The sequence below is a fragment of the Natronorubrum halobium genome (assembly GCF_051351675.1).
Taxonomy (GTDB): domain Archaea; phylum Halobacteriota; class Halobacteria; order Halobacteriales; family Natrialbaceae; genus Natronorubrum.
The window spans coordinates 2,561,888-2,586,618 of sequence record NZ_CP195595.1; the positions used below are offsets into that span (position 1 = coordinate 2,561,888).

Consider the following 24,731-nt stretch of genomic DNA (forward strand, 5'->3'; position numbering starts at 1 on the left):
GATCGAACGGTCAGTCGAGCGATCCCTGCGAGTCCTCGGAGAACCCCCAGCGGTCGTCGGCAGTCGTCGGCACCTCGTCGGTCGACGACTGCACGCTGCGATACAGGTACTCGAGGTCGTCTATCGTGCGCTGGACGTCGTACCGTTCGACGGCGCCCCTGGTATCGCGCTCTGTCCGGAGGCAGCTCTCGATGGCGTCTACCATCGCCGCACGGTCCCCGTACTCGAAGCGCTCGCCGTTGGCTGGGCCGATCGTTTGCTCGAACGGAGGCACGTCGGCAGCAGCGACGGGCGTGCCACAGGCGTTGGCCTCGAGGGTCGACAGTCCCAGCGTGTCCGCTGTTGAGGCGGTGACAAAGGCGTCGATCGAGGAGTAGAAGATCGACAGTTCCTCGCGGGGGAGGAAGTCCCGGATCTCGACGTTGTCGGGGGCCTCGCGTTCGAGGTCGTCGCGATAGGGGCCCTCGCCGACGACGACGAAGTTGTACTCTGGGAGTTCCTCGGCGACGCGGAGGATTTCGCTGACGTTTTTCTCCATACTGAGTCGGCCGCTGTAGCCGATCACCAGCCGGTCCGGATACCAATCCTCCTCGGTCGGCCGGAAGAACTCCATGTCAATCCCGACCGGGAGCGGCACGTGTTCGACGTCGCGGTCGATCCGCTTGGTCGAGGCAGTCACGACGTCGAAACTCCGGAGAAACGCGTTCTCGAGGGGAACATAGAGTTTCGATAGCGCGGCGGCGACCGATGCGAATTTGATGTTCTGATGGAAGTACTCTTCGAGCGGCGTGTGGTGAGTGTACATCGCGGGCAGTTCGTGTTTCCGCGCGTAGTAACGACCGAGGATGCCGACCGGTGCCGGACCGTGACAGTGGACGACGTCCAGTTCGGGAAGCGTCGACAGCCGTCTAAAGAGTGGAATTCGATAGCCGGGGTAGAACGGGTTCGAGACCGATGTGACCGGTATTTCGCGGTCACCGGGCTCGTAGTCGCCCTCCGGGTAGACGACGTACACCTCGTGTCCGTTTCGCTCTAACTCCTCTCTCCAGAGCTTGATCGTATACGTGACACCGTCGATTTCGGGGAAGTAACTGTCCGTGAAGAATCCGATTTTCATTCAGGCCACCTCGCTGTAGAGCGTCCGGTACTGGTCCGTGACTGCCTCGAGCGTGAACGCCTCGCTCCGGTCGGCCGCGTTCGATCCGAGCCGCCGACGGAGGTCGGGATCCCTGAGCCGTTCGATGGCGTCGACGAACGCATCGATGTCCGACGCCGACGCCGCGTCGACCTTTAGACAGTCCTCGCCGTCCTCGAGCCACGAGAACGTCTCGATGTCGCGGACGAGGATCGGCTTGCGGGCGACCATCGCCTCAAGCAGCGCGATCCCTTCGTTCTCCTCGTGGGTCGGGAAACAGAAGATGTCTCCCGCCGCGTATGCGCCGCGGATGTCGTCGACGTAGCCGGTAAACGTGCAGTTGTCGGGGGCGCCTTCGATCAACCGCGTCGTCTCTCGTCCCTTTAACGAGCGGTCGAGCTGACCGAACCACGCGAAGTCCAGGTCGGGCAACCGGCGAGCCAGTTCGACGAACGTCTCGAGCCCCTTGCGCTTGATTACGTGCCCGACGAGGAAGACCGTCGGCGGTTCGAGATCGTAGCGGTCACGGTACTCCGTCTCGAGGGACTCGAATCCCGCGAGTTTCTCCCGATCGACGCCGTTCGAGATGACGGTCGTCGTCACGCTCGTATAGCTCTCGATCAGTCGCCGATTGTACTCCGACGGGCAGACGAGAACGTCGGCCAGTCCGTAGGCCTACTCTAGGTACGGTTTCAGCGGTTTAGCGAGCGTGTTTGTGAAGCGAAAGCTCTCTCCGAAGTCTTCGGCAGTGACGTGTGTGTGCGCGACGACCGGAACGCCACGCGAACGCGCCCGCTTCGCATACCAGACGGACCGCGGTCCCATGAGATTACAGTGAAAGACGTCGGCGTTCGGTGTCGGCGCTGTCGTGTACTGCAAGTCTAGCCGATCCAGTATCTTCCGTTGGTGAGTAACCGATTCGCTGATCCCGCCGGTAACCCAGTTCTCGAGTTCGAAGTAGTGGCTGATTTTCATCCCGGACGTTTCGAGTCTGTGATACTTGTGGTGGCTGTGATCGCTTTGACCGAGAGTGATCGAATCGAGAGACTGCTACGATACACTACGTGACCTCGAGCCACGGGACCTCCATGAGCGGTGGGATGTGCGTCTCGATGTGGTGCTCCCAGACGCCCTGCTCGCCGAACGCCTCTCCGTGGTCGGCGGTTACGACGACCCGTCCGTCCAGTTCCGGAATCAGGTCGGCGACGGCCTCGAGCGCGATCCGTAGATTCTCCTCGTACAGTTCGAGGGCGGCCTCTCGAGTGCCGTTCCTGACGAGGCCAGTAGGGTCGAGTTCGAGCCACAGACCGGCCTTCTGGGCCAGTTCGCTCTCCTCGAGTTTACTCTCTATCTTCGGTCGGATCGTGTCCCCGAGCGACGACAGCGCACTGCCTCCACCGTCCGCCACCGTTTCGGCCTTCTCCTGTCTCCGAATCCCCTTTTGGATCTGTCTGAGCTTTTGTCCCTTGCCGCAAGAGAAATACGGGGCGTGTGGTTGCATATAATGGAGTACCGTCCGATCGGCCCGTTCGACGGCCTCGGAGTGATCGCGGAACGCCGCCGCCAGGCTCTCCGGCGGGACCGTCCCGAGATCGTCGTCCCAGCCGGTCTTCCAGACGTCGAAGACCTCGCCAATGTGGTTAGCAGCCGTCCACTCGTAATCGCAACTGGCACCCCACTTGAGTTCGTTCAAGGGGATCCCGAGGTCGTTGATGAACGGATTCCCCGAAAAGTACGCGATATCGTGGTTGTCGGTGAACGTTCGATAGGCCCACTCCGGTGTCGACGAGCCGGGACTCCGTCGCTTTGCCAGCTCTCCGTCGAGGTAGTCATCGTACACCTCGCTAAACACGTCGTACCGACAGGCGTCCAGCACCAGACAGTAATCCCATTCGGACTCGAGAAAGCGCTGGTCCTCCATCAACGGGGTAGGCCTTTCGAGTCGATCTACGTATTCTTATTGGTATCTGGACAGTCATGGTAGATTGTTCGTCTCCGCCGAGCGGGAGATCACAGGAGTCGAGGAACGCGTACCGTGAGACTCGCGTTTAATCCAACCAGCGGTCGCACCGATTATCGCGGCCGCACGGCCTTCCAGAGGAGTGTTCTGAGGATACACGAGAATTCCTGATCCTATTGTGAACACAGCCGAACCGATCCCAGATCCCCCTTATAAATCATAAAACCTGCAGCGTTGCAACCAAACCAGAATCGGATGCAACTCAATCAATAGAGGATCGATCTGATATCCTTTTACGCGGCGTAACGCTCCTATCCGGGTCCGAGGGCGCAAGCCGTCCGATTTCAGGTATACCCTACTCTGAGCGCGGAATAATCTGGACAACGCTGACTATCTCCCCCGCGTCGATAGCAACCAGCACAGTCCGGTTACGAACCCACTCGGCAACATCATCTGCACCATACTCAAGAGCGCATCATGAGCAAAACTATTTGCTCCTGTGTTGATAATTGGACGAATAATGGTCGAGTCGCCCTCACCTTCCCTTGCTCTTACCGAGAGCGTTTCTCGACGAGAAGTGCTTACTTTGACGGGAGCAATAGGCTCGATCCCTGTTTCGGGATGTAGTGATTTCGTCGTCTCCACGGACACAGAGGGAGAAGGTGACACAATTGAAATTATGGTCGAGAACCGAACGGAAGAACCTGCAACGATAGGCGTCCGAATAGAGGATGACGATGGCGACCCGTTGATTAGTCGGGTATACGAACTCGAACCCGGTCACCTCGATCCCGCTGCTGGTATCGAAACGATCCCGTCAACGGTGACAGTTTTCACTCCGGAAGGGAGTTCCGCTACGTGGAAGTATGCGCCTGATTTGGACATCGACTGCGACGGCGAAGATATCGGAATCACATTACGAGCAGATGGTTCGATCGATTCGTGGTACGCCTGTTAAGTACACTACCTGTACTTACCGTCTGTCGGATAGTCGCAAAAGGGTATGAGACTGTCTATGACATCCTGACAATTTTGGGTAATATCTCGCAAGTACTGTCTGGGAAACCCCCCTTTCACACACCCCTCTGATTAACGTTAATTCTAATAGTGATACTACCATTGGTGGGAGTAATGCCGAAACGGACCACCACGACCGTCTCACAGAACAGTAACGGCCAGTATCAGGTCACCATTCCGAAAGCGATGGGAGACGCCCTCGAACTCGCAAACGAAGAGGTCGAGTGGGATATCGTCTCGTCTACGAAACTCGCCCTCGAGAAAGCTGATGAGTAGAGCCGCCGCGTTCCTCCGCAAGTCACAAGGGAGCGATGACGACGTCTCCCTCGAGTTACAGCGCGAACGTGTCCCGGAGCTCGCGGAGCGGCTGGCCGACGAGGTCGACGTGATCGACCTCGGCGTTCACACCGGGTTCAGCGTACATATGAAGGCTGTCAATGAGGAACGGATCGACGCGAACCCGGAGGTAGAGACATTACTCGAGGCACTCCGCGGCGGAAAATACGACTACCTCGTCGCGTGGGACGATACGCGCCTGGCCCGTGACCAATTCTACTGGGAACTGAAACGGGCGGCTGTCCTCGGCGACTGTCTGCTCGAGTTTGTCGAGGACCTACCGGAGGACGAACTTACGTTCCGGGTCCAAAGAGCCGTCGAGAGCGACGTTAAACGCCGGGAGATAGAGAAATCCCAGGCCGCGATGGATGCCCGCGAACAGCGGGGGGACGACCACGGACGTCCCCCCTTCGGTCTCTGCTACGATGATGAAGGAAGGCGGTGGGTTGCTGACCGCGAGAGTGGGGAGTTCGCGACTGCCCTCGAGGTGATTCGACTTCGAAAAGCCAACTGCTCGTGGCGGGGGATCGCCGAGGAAACGGGCGTGAACCGATCAACCGCCCGTGGAATCTACGATCGGCGAGACCGCTACCTTGAGGAAGCCGAATCCGGAGTAGTAGCATAATCGCGGTTTCCCAGACAGTATTTATTGGTCTGTTATGAAGGGGCGCTGGCTGGATTGCCCGTCGCTATCTCAACTGGCCGGAGAACGAGGTCCGGTCATTCCCAACAAGCGTCGTATAGGCCTCCTGAATTCGCTTGAACTCGGCGGCGGTGCCACCAGCATCGGGATGAGCTTCTTTGACCAGTTCTCGATACTGGGATTTAATTTCGTCCGCTGTAGCAGGGGGCTCGATTCCGAGGACTCGATACGCCCCCTCCTCGTCGACCGTCTGCGACCCATTTTTCGAGGTATTTGACCATGAATGGTTCGCTCGGCCGCCCTTGGCAGCGCGTGAGCGATAATAGGAGGCGTCGCCGGACGGGTGGAGACTCGAGTCGGTAAGCAGTTGAACGAGCTGAGCCCCGTCGACCAATTCGATAGCGGTTCCGAGGTCTCGCGAGGCCTCGCGTGCGGTTTGCGTGAACCCTGCCGACGAAACGATCACCGCCTTGTCTGCGCCCGCTTGGGCCATCGCCCCAATCATCTGTTGGACGGTAGGGCGACCGACGCTGTTCCCGCTGCTGTACTGCTTGACCTGGATCGCGAGGACCTCCCGCGGGTTCCGCGCGATGACGTCGATCCCCTTGTCACCCTGCGCGTCAGTCACGACCACTTCGTAGCCCATGTCCGCGAACAGCGCCGCGACGAGGTACTCGAACTCGACCGGCGACACTGAGAAGAGATCGCTGTGCGACCAGCGGCCGGCCTGGAGGTCGTGGAGTTCGCTCGCGAGCGACCGTAGTCCGCTCGCGTCGCGGTTCGCGAAGCAGGTCCGAGCGCGGTGGGTATAGGTCGCCCGAGAGGCGTCGATGGCGTCGAACTCAACGGACTCGAGCTGCTCTTCGACGCTCGCGGCGGCACTGAAGAGGGCGTCGTACTCACCGACTCGGTCGATCGCTTCGGCCGTGATTTCGGACGGCTGGCGGAGCAGTTCCTCCAGCGTCGATCCGAACGGATCGAGGTCGAACGTTCGAAGTGACCGCCGGTACGACTCGTAGGCCGTGATCCCCTCCTCGAGGGACCGAAGGGCGGTCTCGAGCGAAACCTCCTCGATCGCGCCGTCGGGATCGCCGAGTTCGCGGTCGAGGAGGACAGTGAGATCGTCCGCGGCGGCCGTCAGCGAGGCATCCGCGATCGTTCGCTCGAGCGACGCGACTCGCTCGAAGAGGGTTTCCGCCGTCGAAACGCGGTCGAGCAGGGACTCGATTCGATCGACGTCGCCGGCGTCGACGGCGTCCCGGAGATCGCTCACCCAGGCGGCCGGAACGCGTGTGCGGTTGATGTCGCCGAGCGTGACCGACGCCTCGACCAGCTCTGAGTGGAGGTCGGCAATGCGGTCGGCCCGCGAGAGCAGGTCCGCGTAGTCGTCCGAGAACACGGCGCGCAGTTTGGGTCCGCGGACCGTCCCGATCGAGTCCCGGACGGTGGTGACTTGCGCGAGCAGTTCGGTCGGTTCCGCGCCCTCGAGTTCGCCGCGCTCGATCGGGTAGCGGGACTCCAATCGCTCGGCCACGCTCGCCAGTCGACGACGGTGCCAGCTGCCCGCACCGACCCGGGTCGTGCCGTACGCGGTTCCGACGCCGGCAAGCCCTAACGCGCCTCGTACCGCTTGCCGCCGTCGTTCGGCCTCGACGAGGAGGCTGTCGGCTTTCTCGTACTGCCCCTCCTCGATCGCCGTCTCCGCCTGGGAAACGTAGTCCCGCCATCCCAACAGCCCCGCGATGGTACCGCTGATCGTCTCATCAGCCTGCTTTGCGCGCTCGAGGGCGGTCATCGCTCTGCCCCGCCGACCGCTGTACGCCCGAAGCGGGGCGCCGTCCCCCGAGACGTAGAGGAAACCGTCCCGCATGTCGATGCTCAGTCTGTCGACACCGACAATCCCGTTTTCCCAGACGCGTTCACCGGTCTCGACGTCGAACGCGTAGACGGTACTGTCGGCGGCGACGAAGACGACTTCTCGCCGGGCGGTAATGGACTCGGGTGCCGCCGGAACGGACGTTCGCCAGCGTTCGGTGAACTCTTCGCCGTCGATCGCGATCAGTTCGTCCGGCGTGCCCAGTAAGAGCAGATCTGGCGTCGGACCGCTTCGAATCATCGTGACGGTCTCCGACGGATAGCGCGGGTCGGACGTGATCGCGGACCCGGTGTGATCGAACACAGTGATACCGCCGTCGGATCGCGACACGATCACGTGCTCGTCGGTGACGTAGTAATCGTCCCCCGCGTTCTCTTGCTCCCAGAGGCGGCGTCCATCGGCCGAGAACCCGAACAGATCGTCGGCTTCGGTGAGCGTGAGGATCGTCCCGTCGTTCTCGTGGAAGAACCGCGGATTGATCCAGTCCGACGACCACTCCCTGTCGCCGGTCATCGCGTCGAGCGCGACGAGCCGACCGTCCTCGTAGAACAGTTCGTCGTCGGTGAAGTGGCAGTCGCTCTCGCGGACGAAGAGCTGCCCGTCGACGTGGCTGAGGCTCCAAAAGCCGTGATCCGAGTGTTGTCGCCACTTCAGTTCACCGTCGTCGAGTCCGAGCGCGTAGAGCGTCGATCCCGTCACCTGCTGTACGTACTGTCCCTCGTGGAGTTCGCTGGAGATATCGAAGCCGACGGCAAACACGTGCCCGTCCGAGAGCCCGGTCTGAACGACCAAGTCGCCGGAGAGCCGCTGTCGCCAGCGCTCCTCACCCGTCGACGCATCCCAGCACTGGATGCTGTCGTCTCCGTCCATGTACAGGTTTCCGTCGGTTTCCCGCGGATTCAGCACGTAATCGCTCGTGTTTTTTGACCACTCGAGGTCGCCAGTAAAGCGGTTGACTCTGGCGACTTCGCTGTCCGCTTCGACCGTCGCCGTCGGATTGAACGAGACGAAGAGGTGGTTGTCACGGATCGAACCCATGGAGGCGTCCGATCGGTCGGAATCGACGTTCCAGGCCCGTTCGATCGGGAACCCGAACGCCGGCGTTTCGTCACCGTCCGCTCGTGCGATATTGGCCGTCCCCTCAAGTTCAGACAACACCGTAAATGAACCAATAGACGATAAGAACCCGCGTCGACTAACCCCTTGTCGCTCCATTCGTACTCACTCAATGAAGTCAGTGTAATATGACTTTCCATCCAGTAAGTTGATTAATTCGGGAATTTATTATTCGAACTATAGAGAAGCTAAAATGGGTAATCTGGGAGGCCTGTCCGTTGTGCAGATCTGGTACAAGCGGACATAGATCCCCACTTTCATCACGACCCACTCGCCACTTCTGCTTTGACTTAAATCCCCGCTGGTATTTGACAGGGGTAGTCGATAGGTATACCTTCTCGACAGGGCTGGTGACCTGAGTCACATATGGAAACAACCGACTATTGGCACTCTTTTACAGTAGATCGTAGTATGGTTTCTTTATTTAGAAATATGCCCGAAACCGAATCGGGCGATTCGGTAACTACGGGTGCGGACTGAACGGTGAAAATCATATCAAACACAGACTATGTTCGTCGAATCGTGCTGAATACAGAGCGCGTATCGGTCACTGATATCTCAGCCGTTGGTGAGAAGACGAATTGGTAGAGACAGAGGAACAAGATACTGCGTCGGATCTTAGCGTTGTGATTCGCGGAGGATCAGCGGCTCGATGGCAAGTGTCCGTTTTGCTATGGTGACGATGCGAAGGACGTACGAGACGAACAGCATGAATGGAACGAGCGTCACCGCAAACGCACCGCCCACGACGAGGATGATGTGATCGAGACCGAGTGTGCTTCCTGGGAACGTCCCCGCATCGACGATTCCGACCATGATACCCGCAACGGCCAATGCCGGGACTGCAGCATAGAGAATCATCTGAGACAAGTCGATGAGTGCCCACTGGAAGTACAGCGTCTTGATGTGTTCGCGCGCCGGACCAAACAGAGACAGCGCTGTTTTGAGGTCGTCAAGCAAGCCGCGTTCTTCCTCATTGAGGCTCTCTTCGTATTCGTTCGCGAGACGTTCAACTTGGAAGATTTTCCAGCTATAATTGAAATTTAGTGCAGCGAATAACACATCGAACGAGCCGAACTGCGCATCCTCAAGTTGGTCACGCACCGTGTCAGCGTTCCCAGTGACACTTTCAGCGAATTCATCGACCTCTTCTCGGAGGTTCTCGTTATCATTCTTGTCAATAGACTCTCGAAGAGCCGTCGTCCGTTGTGCCGTGATTCCGATGATCTGCCGGAGGAATTCGGATGGATCGGCAGGACTCGGAGATCCGATTAATTCTTCAGTAAAGTCCCGGACATCCATCGAACTGGCCATCCGCTCGCGTTGATCACCGAGCGGGCCGTTCTCTTGGGAAAGGACGAGCTGACCGATCGTGACGACGAGTGTCGTCCCAGTCACGATGACCGTGATCATCGTCGAGAACATCGTGTCGGTCATGTCGCCGGACTCGATTTGCTGTGAAAACGGTGGATCGAGGACAGCGACGGCGATGACGAATGCGACGAACACGGCACTGGTCAGGACGATGGAGACGAGAAAGCGGTTCGCGCGCAGCAGCAACCAGAGTTTAATCCGACTCTCGCCTGAGCGCTCACGCATCGTGTTGGCCGTACTGATGTCGGTCTTGTCAGTCATACTGGCTCACCCGATTGGGCAGGTCGCTTGAAAACGAGGTACTTGGTGCCGCCTCCCTCGTAGTCGATCGTCTCCATAAACTCCCAGCCTTCTGCACCGAGTTGATTCAACTCTGCTTTCGGATCCTCTGCTTCTTTTTGGGTCTCATCGCGCGGTGGGCGAAGCGTCTCGTACTCCCAGCGGATCGCCTCTGATTCGGACATCACTCCTAGTAGGTACTGCAGCCCTCTATATCCCGCTCCACTACCGAGACGGTACGTTATACGGAGAACGGATTTATCGGTCTGTCTCTTTCCAGTCGTCCGTGTCTCCTTCACGGAATTCACCCTTGGCATGGCGCTCGCGGGGCCAGAAGGTGACGCCCAGCAGTACGACGTAGAACACACTCACAACGGCAACCACAGCAATCCCGGGGATACGGGCGATTCCAGCGGTTGTCAGCCAGTCTTGGCGCGGCGCGAACGCTGTAATCCTGACGACCCACGCGACCAAGAGGACACTGAGCAGAGCGAGGTACACACGCCGGAGCCGGTTTACGAGTGCTTCGTATAACGAGACTTTCAGCGTCGGCCTGCGATAGTCCCTGCTCAGTTCCGCTCGCCAGTCGTGACGTTCAGTGCCTTGGGACGGATCGAGGGCGTTTGCGAACAGGTTCTCTTGGATGACTCGAGCACGAGAGCGAAAGACATCGTAGTCCCGGTACCGCCGTGCTTCGATGCCCAGAAAGATGGTGACGACAACGATCCCGATCAGCAAGAGATAGTGTGGGTTATCGGTACTCGAAAACGCCCACGTCAAGATTGCTGCCATCAGCGTCACCGCCCACGTCGTCGTCTCGTCGAGGCGCTGCCGCCACGTCCCCACTCGGTCTATCTCTCCGCGATAGGCGTGGGCCATCACCGAACCGAGTCCCGTACTGTCGTCAACCATTTCGCGGCCGATCTCCCGTTGGTCTGGTGCTGTTGGGTCGAACTCGTCGCTACTCGAATCGGTCATAGAGGAGAGACATCTCCTCGCTCCATAAGCAGGTATGGTGACGGCGTAATCTGAGTGTCATGTACTGGAGAACATCATAACAGTACGCACCACAGTCCTACCAGTCAATTCGGACAGACGCCGTCGAAATAAACCAGTGTGTAGTGCTAACTGTACCCTCTGTATTCAGCACGCATTTCTTTCCAGAATTCGTATGGGTTGGAGGTAGTCGTGCTGAATAGATGGCGTGGTTGCAGCAAGTGGTGACTGCCATGTTAGCATCACGACCGAGGTGCGTCGCCACCATTGGGGCGGGCTGGGAAGCAGGCGTAGGACACGCCACTCCATCCTCCCGAGGCCCTCGAATGTAGAGTCGCCTGTCTCTCCCCACGGTAGAAACGCTAAGCTCTTCGCCCCCCTACATAGCCTATGACTGCGGGAATCGACAATATCCAGTTCTTGGCCGCATCGGCCCACCGCGTCGGCGTCCTCGAAACATTGCACGACGGACCGACCGACCGTCAAAAGCTGTGTGAGGCCACCAGCGCTTCCTCGCCGACCATCGGACGGGTGCTCGCCGACTTCGAAGAGCGGAAGTGGCTCGTCAGGGACGGTCCTACGTACGGGCTGACCCCCCTCGGCGAGTACGTCGCCGATCGGTTTCTGGCTCTCCGGGACGCGATGGAGATCGAGGAGAAACTCCGCGACGTCTGGCAGTGGCTGCCGGTCGAGATGCCGGGCTTCTCCGTCGACCTCTTCGCCGACGCGGTGGTCTCCTACCCCGGGCCGGGTTACCCCTACGAGCCCGTCGAGCGTCTCAGTCAACTCATCGCGTCGACCTCGTCGTTGCGCGGGTTCGACAACATCGTTTACAAGTCGAGCAACCTCGAGACGGCCTGCGGTGCGGTCCTCGAGGGAATGACGTTCGAGTACGTGTTCACGCCCGAGGCCCTGGAGGGGATGTTCGCGTGGAACCCGGATCGGATCGTGGAGGTCACCGCCTGCGAGAACGCGACCGTCCTCGTCCACGACCACCTCCCCGACGGCGACCGCTGCGGCCTCGGCATCGTGGACGACCGGGCCGGCATCTGCTGCCACGACGCCGAGACCGGGGCGCTCGTGGCGGTGATCGACACCGACGCCCCGGAGGCCCGTGACTGGGCCATCTCGGTCTTCGAGCGGGTTCGCGCGGAGGCGACCCCGGTAGACACCGCCGCCTTCGAATCCCTTGCGCCGTCGTAACACCGCTGGCGACGACCGCCGCGAGCGCGCCGGCGAACCGGTCAGCCGAGAGCCTCTGACGTAGCAGCACCCGGCTTACCCGGGATTTCGAGGCGTGAAATCCTGCACGCGGCATCATCATCTCCCTCCGGCGCGTACGTTTACCGAGGAACAAACGCATGACCGAACGATACGACACCGTCGTCATCGGCGGCGGCCAAGCCGGACTGGCGACCGGGTACTACCTGCAGCAGCATGACCAAGACTTCGTCATCCTCGACGCGAGCGACCGCGTCGGCGACGCATGGCGGGCCCGCTGGGACTCCCTCCGGGTGTTCACGCCCGCCCGTTACTCGAGCCTACCGGGGATGGACTATCCGGGCTCACCGTACGCCTTCCCCACGAAGAACGAAGTAGCCGACTACCTGGAGACCTACGCCCAGCGGTTCGACCTGCCCGTCGAACTCGGCGTCCGCGTGGACGGGTTGGAACGGAGCGGCGATGGCTTCCTCGTCACCGCGGGCGATCGACGGATCGAGGCGGACAACGTCGTGGTGGCGATGGCGAGCTATCAAATCCCGAAGGTCCCAGATTTCGCGGCGGAGCTCTCCGACGATGTCGTCCAGCTGCATACGAGCGACTACCGCAACCCCGATCAGCTCCAGGACGGGGACGTGCTCGTCGTCGGGGCGGGCAACTCCGGTGCCGAGATCTCCCTCGACGTCGCCATCGAGCACGAAACGTGGCTGTCGGGCCGGGACGTTGGCCACGTGCCGTTCCACATTGACTCGTGGGTTGGCCGTCACCTCGGGGTCCCGTTCGTGATGCGCGTGCTCTTCCACCGGATCTTCACGACAGGGACGCCAATCGGGCGCCGTATCCGCCCGAAGGTGCTCTCACAGGGCGGCCCGCTGGTACGCACGAAGCCGAGTGACCTAGCCGCAGCCGGCATCGAGCGGGTGCCTCGCATGACCGGCGTCCGCGACGGTCGCCCTGTCGTCGGGGACGATGACGTTCTCGACGTCGGGAACGTCATCTGGTGCACTGGCTTCCGCCCTGACTTTTCGTGGATAGACCTTCCGATCTTCGACGGGAAGGAACTGCCCAAGGAGCCCGTCCACGTGCGCGGTGTCGTCCCGGACGAGCCGGGACTGTACTTCGTCGGCCTATTCTTCCTGTACGCGATGACGTCGGGGCTGTTCACCGGCGTCGGCAGGGATGCGGAGTATGTCGTCGACCACCTGACGTCGACGGCGCGGCAGCAGCCGCCTCGTCCGAGCTATACCGGATCGGTGGACGGACTTCCACAGCAGTCATAGTCGAATTCGGCGTCGGCCCCGAGTCTAAGAAAGTATATGCAGTGGAGTGACCAGCCAACGGGATCATTCGGGAGCGAGGGTGTGAGAGCCCGGAACCGAAGCCCGAAGGGGGGGAGTGGCGTGACCGACGACCCACGCGACCAATAGGACACTGAGCAGAGCAAGGTACACACGTCGGAGCCGGTTTGCGAGTGCTTCGTATAACGAGACTTTCAGCGTCGGCCTGCGATAGTCCCTGCTCACCGTCGCCTTTGAGCCATGCACGTACCCATTCGTCGCCCCACAGGTCGGCCTCATGGAACGCCTGTCTATCGTCGACGTCGTCGTAAAGGCACCGGGCGGTCCACGTCGCATGGTCGAGATACTGCTCTCCGAACGACTGTTCGAACGGGTCCCGGTCGGGGAACTCGTCGATCGCGACGACTCGCGGACGGCGTCGCGTCCCGGCGCCGCCGATGTGAGCGTGCCCGTAGCCGCCAATCAGCAGGTCGAAAGCCTGTTCGCCGTCGGTGACGCGTCTCCACGCCGGCGAATATGGGCCGTCGTCGGCTGTCGGTGGCTCGTCGCCGAACAGCGCCGCCCCCCGAGTAAGGATTTCCCGTGGTGTGTGGCTAAGTTCGCGAGCCACTTGGAAGGCGAGTCCCCACGCGTCGCCGTGCTCGCCGTTCGCGGTCGGACAACTCGCCCGCTCGAGGTTGATGTCGTCCTCGCCGTCGAAAACAGGGTGATCCAGCTGGGACACCAAGGTGTCGCGGTCCTTGAGCATGTCTTTCCCCTCCTCGCGGACGATCGCAAGCGCCTGGCGGAGCGCGTCCTCTGACACCTGTCGCTCGGCGAATACAGGGAGGTGCATGTAGCTGATTCAGTATTTCTCTGCCTTCTCGGCCACCTCTTCTTGCAGTTCTTTCCGGGGACCAAGGTAGAGGGCGGAGTTTCCCGGACAGTGCTGGGGCAATGCAGCGGATACTGTCGACTGTCACTCGCGAGTGGCCTGCAAGAAAGATCTGAGATCACCTATTTGACACCTGCTGCTGACTTAGATACCCTCACCTTTTCGACAGAGTGTTAGGAAGGTATACCTTTTCGACAGCCCTCCACAACTCAATTCATCCATACTATAGGATATTGGAGAGATGAATTAGCGGTAAGATATATTATAGAGCTTTGGTCAACTCAGTGTTCGAAACGAGTACTGATCTGCCACTCGAGTTGATTGTGTATCAAAATAATACTTCTACTAAGGGGCTACGAGATAACTGTGTCAAAGATAGCTACTAAAATAGGGATATCTGATCGAGGACAAGTTGGGATTGGGACACTGATCGTATTCATAGCGATGATACTCGTTGCGGCAATTGCAGCAGGTGTTTTAATCAATACAACAGGGTCACTCCAGAGTCAGGCCTCTGATACCAGTACCGAAACACAGTCAGCCGTAGCGAACCAGATTCAGGTAGTTCACGCATCAGGCGATCTCAATCGGAGTGACGAGTTCCTAGAGATGCATGACGAACCATATCTGGAAGCAGTCAACTTGACTGTCATGAAATCACCCGGCTCAGAGCCGATCGACTTGACGGCAATGACAGTCCAGTATACTAGTGAGAATGTGGATAAAACGCTGACGTACAATGAGTCCGACTATATCACCAATTACGAATCAAGCGAACATGCTTCTGGATGGGAGGAATTTCTCACAAGCGAAAGTGGTGGCCAAAGTTACGAATCCCTTATCAATACTAGTGATAGGGTTACAATAACAGTATTTGTTCGCGCTCTTGAGGAACAAAGTAATGGAAGTCCGGAGGATATGAAAGGTAAGCCAGGCCTTGAGCCAGGAGATAATGCGACGATAAGACTCATTGATCAATCAGGAGCCCAATTTACCTATGGAGTAAGTGTTCCTTCGACATTCGGTGATAAAGACGTCGTATTGGTTTAGATAATTGATATAAACGATTGAAAGAGACTATCGCACCTCGGAATACGGGAGCTGCCTTCCCGACGGTCGCCGACGGGACTTTTCGTCGGCAGCACCTCAATGCGATGGCGGGCGAGGAGGAGTGATCGTACCGCACTGATTCGCGCGTAGACTCCTCGCCAACGATCGCAGGTAATCTCCTTATCGTTGGGTGCCACGACAACAGCGAGTACGCGCTTGACACCGCGAGCGGCGACATGCAATGGGAGTTCCCCACGGGGAGGGAGGTCGTTTCGTTGCCGACCGTCGTCAACGGCACAGTGTGCGTTGCGAGCGTTGACGGCTCGCTCTACGCGCTTGACGCGTGAGTCGACGTCTCCAGTATGGGTTCGAGGGTGTTACTCGAAACGCTCGGTCAGCACGACGGTGACGTTGAGCCGTGGTCGGCGGACACCGGTGTCAGTGCCGACGACGGAGCCGAAGACAGTGATGGTGAAACCAATGACGACAGATCACCCGACGGATCCGACTCTGGTAACGCAGACGGCGATGGTCTCTCTGGTCCGAGGCTCGTCGGAACGATCGGAACCCTGGGCGCGACCGCGTATATGCTGGTGTGCCGCCGTCGATCAAACTAACGGATAGTGAGCAGTCGAAAGCGATGTTAAGCGCCGGGAGATCGAGAAATCCAAGCAGCAATGGATGCTCGCGAACGACGCGGTGGCGATCACGGCCGGAAGCCATTTGATCTCCGCTATGACGGTGATGCCCGACGAACGACACAGTGACTTATCCTACGAAAGCTGGTAAGAACTGATTGGTTCGATCTGCTAGCTGGCGACTCGTGACTCGATTTGTATGTCTCGAAAGGAAGACAGGGTAGCACTGAGAAACCCTCTCAGTAGCACCGAGAAGGGCTCTCCTGGGGGTTTTTTAACAATTCGCTCCAATGAGGTCAATGGCGATCAGATGACGAACACGCTGAACGCACGAATTCCGTGCTCTCGATCGACTCGTCAGCTCGTGAAATCATGTAAGCGAGGTGGAGAGTCATATGACGAGCTACTACGGAAAATGGTGCGTCAATACGATCCAGAAGGCTGAACGCTAACCCCGAGTGAGATGCCACTCGGACGGTAGAACCGAACGACGTCACGGGGCCACGTGTGCAAAACTGTCCCCGGACGTCGAAACGATCGGAGTCGGAGCGAACCGGTAGGACGGTGCTCCGTATGTCCTCCCACGCGGGCATACGGTAAATGCGTTATCCATACTCTCCTATCGCGTTCATTCTGGGGTCTGTCGAGCCCAAAATCGACACTCCCTCAAACGAATGCAACTCGATTCGAACACCAATCGCAACCGACTCGGCTATGAATACCCGTATGCAGACACATTAGATGACCGCAAAGAAGAACTCTATTGGTCGGCCACACAGAGGGCGGAAGATTCGCTATCTCGGATTTGGAAGGTACAAGACGATCGTATCGATGAGAACGGCGATATCAATTGGCGACTCACGATGGACCATTTCTGTGAGTTAAAAGAGGCTATAACAGAACTCGAAGAAGCGATTACCTACCTTGACCTGATAGCAAGAGCAGAAGATTGGACGGTACGGAACCAGATGTTCCGCGAGGCTTTTTGCGAATTAATTGAGGCAGGGGTTGAAACGGACGAAGCTCTTGACGTGCTTAATCCCGGATATGACATAGAGGAGGTTCTTGATGAGTAAATCGGACGATCGGCGAAGTACCTTTCCCGATGCAGCGAGACGCAAGCCTCGGGGTTCCATGAGCGATGAACTCACACCTACGACGCCTGCCGAGGCCGTGGAGTGGTACCTCGCCGAACGCGACCCCGAACTCTCTGAAAAGTCGAAGCAGAACCAGCGGTATAGGCTCGAGCAGTTCCTCGCGTTCTGCTCCGATCACGAGTTAGACGATATGAACCGACTCACCGGACGTGATATCCACCGGTTCCGCGTCTGGGCCAGCCAGGATATCGAGACGGTCACGCTCCGTGGCTATCTCCAAACATTCCGCGTCTTCCTCGAGTTTTGCGCGGCGATCGACGCCGTCGAACCGGGAATGCGCGAGCGTGTCCAGATTCCAGAGATCGAACCGGAAGACGAAGCGCGTAACGAACACCTCGAAATTGGACGAGCGGGACCAATTCTCGAACATCTCGAGCGGTTCGCGTACGCCAGTCGAGAGCACGTCGTTACCGCCATCCTCTGGCATACCGCGTTTCGATTGGGGACTCTCCGATCGTTCGACGTTGGTGACTTCGATCCGGATGGCGAGTGCCTCAATGTACGGCATCGTCCAGAAACGGGTACGCCGCTTAAGAATAAGAAGGCGGCAGAGCGATCGGTCGCTGTCGGCTCGCACTACTGCGACGTGATCAAGGACTATATCGAGCACAACCGCGAGGATGTGACCGACGACCACGGTCGTCGTCCGCTAATCACTAGCTCACGTGGTCGACTTAGCGAAGGCTCGATCCGCGAGACAATCTATCGCGTGACGCAGCCGTGTGAGATCGGTGATTGTCCGCACGACAAAGATCCGAACACATGCGAGTACCGACAACACAGCCAACGGGCTGGTTGTCCATCTTCGCGTTCCCCGCATGGGATTCGACGCGGAGCGATCACCAATAACCTCCGAAACGGCGTACCGCAACAAGTTGTTTCGGAGCGAGCGAACGTCTCCGGCGACATCCTCGACCAGCACTACGACGAACGGACCGAACGCGAGAAGATGGAGATTCGACGCGAATACATCGAGGGGATGTAACCCAATGATGGACTCCACTCCACGACTGAGCGGTACGCGTTTTACTCGAGCCTCGGCAGGTACCCGTATTGCGCAAGCCCCGGCGAGTCCACTACAATTTCTCCGCTGTGACTCCAGCGAGCACAGCAAGGCCCAGCAGCGCCGGGATAACAAGCTCTGGATCAACCGGTACCGCTCCAATCGTTGGCCATGACGGATACGGTCGTGGCAGATCAGCAGCCGTGATGAAACCGATAAGGAGGACGACTGCCGCAAAGAAGCTCTCAACGGCTCGGAGGACGGATCGAGTTCTGGGCGACATCACATTTGAATGCTGATAAGTAACGTAAAAAGCGTTTCTACCGTCCTGAACAGGGTAAAAAGGGCTGTTCTATGGAGCAGTTGGACCTACTCCCTGCGTGTCGTCACCGCAGTACCCGAAAGATTGACCCACAGCATGCCCTCTCCCATCTCCTCATAGTCGAATGTCGCTCCGATAACGGCGTCGGCACCGAGATCTTGTGCCTCCGCTTGGAGATCGTTGATTGCTTCTCGACGGCCCTGCTCGATCTTTTTCTCATACGAGCCGCTCCGTCCACCGACAACGTCTCGGATACCGGCTGCGATATCACTGACGACGTTGGCGCCGATCACTGCTTCACCCGAGATCACGCCGAGGTACTCCGTGACCTCTCGTCCTTCAAGGCTGTCCGTCGTGGTGATGGTGACGTCTGTGTCTGCCATGCCTGTCAACGGTTGACCGGCTTAGATATAAATGTGGAGCTGTGACTGCAGAATCAGTCACGACGATTATCCACTCTGCTCACTTTGAACTCTGACGGTATACACGGCGTATTCGAGCACACCGGTCAGCAGCGTGATTCCGAGGAAGATGAACCATGCTCCCGCGTACAGCGCATGAGGATCACCTGGACCGGCATACTGCTGTGAATAGACGCTGTTCACGAACAGGACCGCCGCAACCGTAAGCGGGACAACAAGCCTGTGCCGGACCAACAGATACGCCGGCACACCAACCATCAGGATACCGCCGACCAACATCCAAATCACCATCACCAGGTCATCGCCCACTCCCCATCGCCACGCATACGCGACTGACGCAGCGGCGTGCATGACTCCCGCTACAAGCCCAACGAGCACAGCCTGCCTGGAAGACCCTGATATGTGGAACTCCCAGCCAGGAGCAGGAAGCCACCGACTCCGGGCCCGCACCATATGTTCTACTCCCCCCAGTAATCCGGCACCAACCGTCCAAACGTACCACTGGCTCGCATACTTCACAAGGTGAAGCCCATCTTCAATGACGGTGATCCCGGTCGGCCTGTCGACACTGGGCTCAAGATCAGCGACGTCCCGGAACGTTGGCTCTGGCGGCGTCAACTCCGCATAAAACGCAAGACCGGCAAGCACCGTGATCAGTGCGATTGGGAGGAGCAACCGGTCCTCGAGCACAAGCCAGACCGGGAGAGCACCGAGGACAACGAGTCCACCGTACCGCCAGACAACGATATGAGGCGGATAGGCAGCGGGACCGACATCATACCCATACCGGAGGGCAACACCGAGAACCAGACCAGCGTGGACGATGCCAACAATGAGTGCGGCCACCGTACGGGGAACGGACCAACGCATACGAGATAATCATCCACTGGCCGGAAATATTTTCACAAAAATAAGGTGTTTTGGAAGTATCGATCTCTCACTAGGAGAACTACCGGACTCAATACACCCCATTCAAAAGCACTTATAGTATTGGTGACAGAGGATGCCATATGGCTACTGAATCTGGCTCCGCACCAATCAATCTCCAAGAAATCCTCAAAGAAAGTGTCCGAATCGCTGCGATCCTCTTCTGGTGAGGAGTTCTTGCTGCTATTGCCCGCTTCGGCATCGGAAATATCGGATATTCCCGCCCTGGGAGCTTCTTCTACACATTGGGGAACGGAATGGCATCCCTGTTCCTCGTGACGGGAATTGCGAGCGTCCTCATCTATGTTATCGCTCGCGGCATCCAGCTCTCACGCCGCTAACTACCGTTTCCCATCAGACAGTTATGCGTCACGGACCAACTGGACATCGCCCATCACCAGCTGATCCGGTTGCCACCTATCATACTGGTGGATCGGTGGCTCCTCCAGTGGATCATATAACTGATCGAATGGACGGCCACACACCGGGCACTGGTCTCCATGAACTCTACCTCCTCTCTGTACTGCTCATTTAATACCTCATCCCGCCAACCATCCGTATGGCGGCAACAACCGGGAACCGTCCACGCCTGCAAGACCCAGCAGTGAGAGCTACCTCCGCATTTTTCATACTGACACTGCTACTCTCGCTCGGTATCGGTCTCCTGATCGCAGCCTCGACACGCGGAACACTTCAGCTAGCCGTCCCGGAAACCCTCGCCACCATCATACTGCTGACTCCGACGATTGCCGCCATCGTACTCACCGTCGCAACGAACGGGTGGCGCGGCCTCCACGACCTATTATCTCCACTGTTGACGTGGCGAGTACCAGTACGGTGGTACCTCGCCGCACTGCTGTTTCCAGCAATCCTCAACCTCTCCTCCATCGCGGTCTACAGCCAACTGGGCAGATCGCTCCCCGCAATCCCCGGTGAGGTACCCGCTGACTTCGAACCGCTCCTCACCGGGAGCATTGCCACGACAGTGCTGTTCATCTCGCTCTTCTTCTTTCTCGCCAGCCTGTTCGAAGAGATCGGATGGCGTGGCTATGCACTTCCACGCCTCCAGTCACGGACAACCGCCCTTTCCAGCAGCCTCATCATCGGCGTAATCTGGGCGGTCTGGCACGTCCCCACCTTCTTTCTGTTACCGGAAGCCGCCCAATCCGCAATACCGTTCCTGTGGTATGTCCCATCCGTACTGGCCATCTCGATCGTGTTCACCTGGCTGTACAACAACACGAACGGCAGCCTCCTGCTCGCGACCATCCTCCATGCCTCGCTCCAAGTAACAAACCTCGTGATCCCGAATCTACACTCTGGCCCCGGAGGTACGCAGTTGTACCGGCTGAACGTCATTATCCTGTTCGTCCTCGTAGCGATCATCGTCAGTACCAACGGCTCCCAGCACCTCTCACGAAACCATCGGAGAGTAACCCGCTAAGAAGCCCACAACGGATTACGATTTCTGGAGTTAGACTTTCTGCCGACACTCTCGTTTCTGGTCGTGGTACCGGCCACAGTAAATGCACAGTTCACGCCCGTTCTTCACTGTGGATCACCTGTCCATCCGCAGTCGCTGCACTCGAAGGGGTCGATCCTATAGACCTTGATTTCACCCTCTACGACCACATCTATCCCGATGCTCTCGATACACTCATCCAGTCAGGCAACGTCACAATCACGTTCACCGTCGCACAGTATGATATTCACGTTACACCAAGCGGTACCATCCGGATCACCAGTTGATCATGGCGGTTTGCCCAGCCACACATCCGCCAACGACCAGGGTCTGATCCTATGAATAAATAAAAAACGGCAGGTAGAGAATCGCACTACTCAGGAGAGAAACTCCTGAATAGAGCAGCACCCCGATAGAAGAAAGCATATATGCGAATGGTTTCACCACAGATTACGAATATCCAATATGTTCGGGCCGTCAACGAGTGTTAAATGCTGGTATAGAAGAATGGCTAGATCAGCTCTTCGCGCCGTGACTGAAGTCCTTCAAAGCGATCACAATGACAGGAACCCGCAGTAGCATCGGTGCATGGAGCAAGCACACGTTCTGGAGTCTCATCGCAACATCGGTCGCTCTCGGTGTAGTACTGCTCGCACTCAACGGACCGTTCTCGAACATCCGAAATCTCCTCCTCGTAATGTTCGTAACACAGGTGCTGCCCCTCGTGATAGCGGTTCTCGTCTATAGTCGTATCTATCCCACAGTAACTCTTCTGGAGCTCCTTGGCGTAGCCATCTGGGGATATATCGGAATCAGTATTGCCGGGGTATTCGGATACTTCGCGTTTGCAGGGCCATCCAGTGGGTATCCCGGTCCCACTCAGGAGATGGTGAACGATATCACACGGTTCCTCCTGACAACCGCTGTGGTCGGCAGTATCTATGCAATCGCCGCCTCCGTACGAGATTGCCCACTATTGACAGGCATAGTACTGCTGGGCGTTCCGGTCGGACGATTCATCCTCTATACTATCGTCTAACCAGGTCATATCCCTTAAGGACGGGAGCGTGTTTTTCTGCTACTATCGATCCTTCATTTCGACGGTAGTAGAATTTCCATACCGCGATGTTTGGTCTGGAGAACCGTCGTCCATCACCTGCTCCATCTTACGTTCGAACTCCGCCTCGCTGATTTCACCAGCGATATATTGTTCTTTGATCTGCTGTTTGCGGTCTTCAGTCGTCGGTGTGACTTTCCCTGAGGCATCAAACTGTCGCAGTACCGGATACTTGCGTTCAACCCACTCCACGATCGAGACAAGCCGATCGCTACGGGGAATTGACGTACTCCGGAGGATAGAAACCACAGTCGCAGCAAGAAACAGCACAGCGAATAGCCCGAGGATCAACCCGACCATGACCCATTCGGCGGCTTCCCCAAGCATCGCCAGAAGGATGAACTCCTCGCCGTAGGACATACCTCCAGAGAGCACCGACAATGCATCCACTATACCGATCAAACCAGCACCGACTAACAAAACCGCGGAGATCACGAACCCACTGAAGTACAGCCAATGACGAGACACCATACTTCGAATATTGGGATGAGAAGATGTTAAACGTACGGAACCGATAGACATGTCATCCAGGATTAAGCAGAATTCCTTGTTCAATATATATGAAGAACATGTCGTTCACTACAAGTTAATCCTATCCATCATCCGAAATTTTTATGCGGCTATTATTATGATACCAACGTGATGAGGATCAAATTTGCGGTTGCTGCGGGCATTTTTGCGGCCCTTAGTGCAGGAGTCGCTTTATTAATGCAACCCACATTTATAGAATCCCATGTGGGGCACATAGCTCTAGACGGTCTTTTCGTCGGAGCAACCGTCTATATTGGTCTCAAAATGCTCGAACAAACTACAGATTCACAGTAGTTTATACATTCAGTTGCCGTTCAGTAGAGGCGAAGCACATACCGCGCAACGCTCAAACCACCTATATATTGTCAAGAACCGCGTGCAAGATATAGAGGTTATCTATCACGACGACCCCCTATTCCAGTTGATTTGAGTGACTGTAAGATTTAGTGGAATTTTCAGCACCACAGCTACGCTGCTGTCACCGGTGTTGGACGACTGCGGATATCTCTACTTCGGGCCGAAGAGAGAGTGTCGGAGCGAAGGACAACGGTTTTTCGACTGAAACATCCAGCGTGACGCGGCCGACCATCGTCGCCAGCGCAAGGTGCAGTTCCAGCCGAGCGAAATGCATCCCAATGCAGTGACGTGGGCCGCCGCTGAATGGGAAGTAGGCATATTCCGGCCGGTCGCGTTCTCCCTCCCATCGCGACGGTCGGAACTCTGTGGGGGACTCCCAGAACCGGTTGTCTCGGTGGAGCACCCATTGTGGAAGCATGAGTTCTGCACCTTCAGGCAGCCGATAGCCACCGAGCGTAACCGGCTGAGTCGTCTGCCGCATAGTGTTCCACGTCGGCGGATAGAGCCGCAGTGCCTCTGCAACGACGTTTCGAAGCCCACTGAGGTGTTCGCGGGACTCAACAGTCGGCCGCCCCGACTCAACGTGTTCGTCGTATTCTGCAATGAGCGCGCTGTACACGTCGGGGTGGTCGCTCAGCAGGTACCAGCAGTAGGTGAGGCCGAGCGCAGAAGTGTCGGAACCGGCGAGCAACAGGGCAACGAGATTGTGGCGGACCTCTTCCATAGTCAACTCGTCGCGGTCATAGGCGTCGAGCAACACCGAGCAGGCATCGTCGCCGCGGGGTCCCTCTCGTCGGACAGAGAGACACCGATCAACGTATGAATCGAGAGTAGCCACTTCCCGTTGGAACCGACGGTCGGTCGGGGTCGGAATCCAGTCTGGGAGAAGTTGGCCGAATCGTCTGGGGTCAGCTCTATCAACGAGCGCGTCAGTGGCATCTAATACGACGTCTTCATCCCCGCCGATCTCGACGCCGAGGAGCGTCTCAGCGAGGATATGGAGCGTGAGGAGTCGCATCTCGCGGTGGAGGTCAATTTCCTCGCCATCGTCCCACGTGTCGATTCTGATAATTGTTTGCTCGACCATCCCATCGGCGTACTGATCGATTGTATTCCGGGTGAAAGCGGGATGGAGCGCTGTACGGAGCCGTCTCCATCGGTTGCCGACGGTGATTGTCACGGCATGGTCTTCAACGTCAGCGAACGTCTGACGTTGTTGTTCTGCAATCGTGAACTGGTTCTCAACATCGTGGAGAATTGTCTCGATAAGTGCAGGATCGGAGACTAGGTAGAGCGTCTCTCCCGGGAACTCGAGTTGCACGATATTGCCGTGGTCGGCCCACCGCTCCAGCGCACCGAATGGATCACGGGAAAACGCGCGTGTATGACCGAGAAGTGGCACGCTGTCCGGAGTCGGAGGCATCACCGGTTCACTCATGACCAGGTGTATACACGGTTACTCCATATTTTATATCGTTGATCGCTGCATTCGCACCCTGTATTCAGCACGACTCTATGAACATAATCTGACGGATATTCCACTGTTTAGTTTGTATGTAAACTTATTAGCTGATTCTGTATACCGGCATGCGGAATGTAACTTACAGGTTTGTCTTCTAC

The 24,731-nt window shown here is 57.7% G+C and carries 22 protein-coding genes and 3 pseudogenes; 13 read left to right on the forward strand and 12 right to left on the reverse strand.

The annotated features are described in order from the left end of the window. Positions 1-10: 10 nt before the first annotated feature. From ACSFC7_RS12665 to ACSFC7_RS12675, 3 genes and pseudogenes are all read right to left on the reverse strand, one after another. Positions 11-1,117 (reverse strand): glycosyltransferase, encoded by a 1,107-nt coding sequence (locus tag ACSFC7_RS12665; RefSeq protein ID WP_436343122.1) that lies wholly within the window; start codon positions 1,115-1,117, stop codon positions 11-13. Next, positions 1,118-2,110 (reverse strand): annotated as a pseudogene (locus tag ACSFC7_RS12670) (glycosyltransferase family 4 protein). It abuts the gene before it with no gap. Between the two features lie 85 nt (positions 2,111-2,195). Next, positions 2,196-3,056 (reverse strand): hypothetical protein, encoded by an 861-nt coding sequence (locus ACSFC7_RS12675; RefSeq protein WP_436343123.1) that lies wholly within the window; start codon positions 3,054-3,056, stop codon positions 2,196-2,198. A 559-nt stretch (positions 3,057-3,615) separates the two neighbouring features. Between ACSFC7_RS12675 and ACSFC7_RS12680 the strand changes: the two genes are divergently transcribed. The 3 genes from ACSFC7_RS12680 (at position 3,616) to ACSFC7_RS12690 (ending at position 5,073) form a co-directional block, all read left to right on the forward strand. Beyond that, positions 3,616-4,053 carry a hypothetical protein gene (locus ACSFC7_RS12680; RefSeq protein ID WP_436343125.1) on the forward strand — a complete coding sequence of 146 codons (438 nt, stop codon included), beginning with the start codon at positions 3,616-3,618 and terminating at the stop codon, positions 4,051-4,053. A gap of 173 nt (positions 4,054-4,226) precedes the next feature. After that, the gene (locus tag ACSFC7_RS12685) at positions 4,227-4,388 is read left to right on the forward strand and encodes a hypothetical protein (protein WP_436343126.1); all 162 of its coding nucleotides are present in this window, start codon (positions 4,227-4,229) and stop codon (positions 4,386-4,388) included. Further along, positions 4,381-5,073 carry a recombinase family protein gene (locus ACSFC7_RS12690; protein WP_436343127.1) on the forward strand — a complete coding sequence of 231 codons (693 nt, stop codon included), beginning with the start codon at positions 4,381-4,383 and terminating at the stop codon, positions 5,071-5,073. Before ACSFC7_RS12685 ends, ACSFC7_RS12690 begins: the two co-directional genes overlap by 8 nt. Positions 5,074-5,137: 64 nt before the next feature. On the opposite strand, the gene ACSFC7_RS12695 is transcribed toward ACSFC7_RS12690, so the two are convergent. From ACSFC7_RS12695 to ACSFC7_RS12710, 4 genes are all read right to left on the reverse strand, one after another. After that, positions 5,138-8,122 carry a restriction endonuclease gene (locus ACSFC7_RS12695; RefSeq protein WP_436343128.1) on the reverse strand — a complete coding sequence of 995 codons (2,985 nt, stop codon included), beginning with the start codon at positions 8,120-8,122 and terminating at the stop codon, positions 5,138-5,140. 579 nt (positions 8,123-8,701) lie between these two features. After that, complete coding sequence (locus ACSFC7_RS12700) at positions 8,702-9,718, reverse strand: hypothetical protein (protein ID WP_436343129.1); 1,017 nt, start codon at positions 9,716-9,718, stop codon at positions 8,702-8,704. Next, positions 9,715-9,921 (reverse strand): hypothetical protein, encoded by a 207-nt coding sequence (locus tag ACSFC7_RS12705; protein ID WP_436343131.1) that lies wholly within the window; start codon positions 9,919-9,921, stop codon positions 9,715-9,717. Before ACSFC7_RS12705 ends, ACSFC7_RS12700 begins: the two co-directional genes overlap by 4 nt. Positions 9,922-9,994: 73 nt before the next feature. Continuing rightward, entirely contained in the window at positions 9,995-10,714 is a 720-nt protein-coding gene (locus tag ACSFC7_RS12710) for a DUF2270 domain-containing protein (protein ID WP_436343133.1), read from the reverse strand. A 408-nt stretch (positions 10,715-11,122) separates the two neighbouring features. Between ACSFC7_RS12710 and ACSFC7_RS12715 the strand changes: the two genes are divergently transcribed. After that, positions 11,123-11,935 (forward strand): helix-turn-helix transcriptional regulator, encoded by an 813-nt coding sequence (locus tag ACSFC7_RS12715; protein ID WP_436343134.1) that lies wholly within the window; start codon positions 11,123-11,125, stop codon positions 11,933-11,935. A gap of 158 nt (positions 11,936-12,093) precedes the next feature. Further along, a complete protein-coding gene (locus ACSFC7_RS12720) occupies positions 12,094-13,233 on the forward strand; it encodes a flavin-containing monooxygenase (protein ID WP_436343135.1) in 1,140 nt (379 codons plus the stop codon). A 129-nt stretch (positions 13,234-13,362) separates the two neighbouring features. On the opposite strand, the pseudogene ACSFC7_RS12725 reads toward ACSFC7_RS12720, so the two are convergent. After that, positions 13,363-13,482, reverse strand: a pseudogene (locus tag ACSFC7_RS12725) (DUF2270 domain-containing protein); the annotation flags it as partial. 46 nt (positions 13,483-13,528) lie between these two features. Here ACSFC7_RS12725 and ACSFC7_RS12730 point away from each other — a divergent pair. The 5 genes and pseudogenes from ACSFC7_RS12730 to ACSFC7_RS12750 all read left to right on the forward strand — a co-directional run bounded on the left by ACSFC7_RS12730 (position 13,529) and on the right by ACSFC7_RS12750 (position 17,955). Next, positions 13,529-14,053, forward strand: a complete 525-nt coding sequence (locus tag ACSFC7_RS12730) for a hypothetical protein (protein ID WP_436343136.1) — start codon at positions 13,529-13,531, stop codon at positions 14,051-14,053. Between the two features lie 438 nt (positions 14,054-14,491). Then, positions 14,492-15,175, forward strand: coding sequence for an archaellin/type IV pilin N-terminal domain-containing protein (locus ACSFC7_RS12735; RefSeq protein ID WP_436343138.1), 684 nt, complete (start codon positions 14,492-14,494; stop codon positions 15,173-15,175). Between the two features lie 158 nt (positions 15,176-15,333). Continuing rightward, positions 15,334-15,522, forward strand: a pseudogene (locus ACSFC7_RS12740) (outer membrane protein assembly factor BamB family protein); the annotation flags it as partial. A gap of 965 nt (positions 15,523-16,487) precedes the next feature. Beyond that, positions 16,488-16,889 carry a hypothetical protein gene (locus ACSFC7_RS12745; RefSeq protein ID WP_436343140.1) on the forward strand — a complete coding sequence of 134 codons (402 nt, stop codon included), beginning with the start codon at positions 16,488-16,490 and terminating at the stop codon, positions 16,887-16,889. Between the two features lie 58 nt (positions 16,890-16,947). Beyond that, a complete protein-coding gene (locus tag ACSFC7_RS12750) occupies positions 16,948-17,955 on the forward strand; it encodes a tyrosine-type recombinase/integrase (protein WP_436343142.1) in 1,008 nt (335 codons plus the stop codon). Positions 17,956-18,342: 387 nt separating this feature from the next. Here ACSFC7_RS12750 and ACSFC7_RS12755 read toward each other — a convergent pair whose 3' ends face one another. Together ACSFC7_RS12755 and ACSFC7_RS12760 are read right to left on the reverse strand one after the other, a co-directional pair. Next, entirely contained in the window at positions 18,343-18,678 is a 336-nt protein-coding gene (locus tag ACSFC7_RS12755; protein ID WP_436343143.1) for a YbjQ family protein, read from the reverse strand. A 66-nt stretch (positions 18,679-18,744) separates the two neighbouring features. Next, on the reverse strand, positions 18,745-19,563 hold the full coding sequence (locus ACSFC7_RS12760) for a hypothetical protein (protein WP_436343144.1): 819 nt from the start codon (positions 19,561-19,563) through the stop codon (positions 18,745-18,747). A gap of 640 nt (positions 19,564-20,203) precedes the next feature. Between ACSFC7_RS12760 and ACSFC7_RS12765 the strand changes: the two genes are divergently transcribed. The 3 genes from ACSFC7_RS12765 to ACSFC7_RS12775 all read left to right on the forward strand — a co-directional run bounded on the left by ACSFC7_RS12765 (position 20,204) and on the right by ACSFC7_RS12775 (position 22,145). Further along, entirely contained in the window at positions 20,204-21,088 is an 885-nt protein-coding gene (locus tag ACSFC7_RS12765; RefSeq protein ID WP_436343145.1) for a CPBP family intramembrane glutamic endopeptidase, read from the forward strand. 113 nt (positions 21,089-21,201) lie between these two features. Next, on the forward strand, positions 21,202-21,393 hold the full coding sequence (locus ACSFC7_RS12770) for a HalOD1 output domain-containing protein (RefSeq protein WP_436347955.1): 192 nt from the start codon (positions 21,202-21,204) through the stop codon (positions 21,391-21,393). A 272-nt stretch (positions 21,394-21,665) separates the two neighbouring features. After that, a complete protein-coding gene (locus tag ACSFC7_RS12775) occupies positions 21,666-22,145 on the forward strand; it encodes a hypothetical protein (RefSeq protein WP_436343146.1) in 480 nt (159 codons plus the stop codon). Between the two features lie 42 nt (positions 22,146-22,187). On the opposite strand, the gene ACSFC7_RS12780 is transcribed toward ACSFC7_RS12775, so the two are convergent. Together ACSFC7_RS12780 and ACSFC7_RS12785 are read right to left on the reverse strand one after the other, a co-directional pair. After that, entirely contained in the window at positions 22,188-22,694 is a 507-nt protein-coding gene (locus tag ACSFC7_RS12780) for an SHOCT domain-containing protein (protein ID WP_436347956.1), read from the reverse strand. 538 nt (positions 22,695-23,232) lie between these two features. After that, a complete protein-coding gene (locus ACSFC7_RS12785; protein ID WP_436343147.1) occupies positions 23,233-24,549 on the reverse strand; it encodes a cytochrome P450 in 1,317 nt (438 codons plus the stop codon). Positions 24,550-24,731 lie beyond the last annotated feature (182 nt).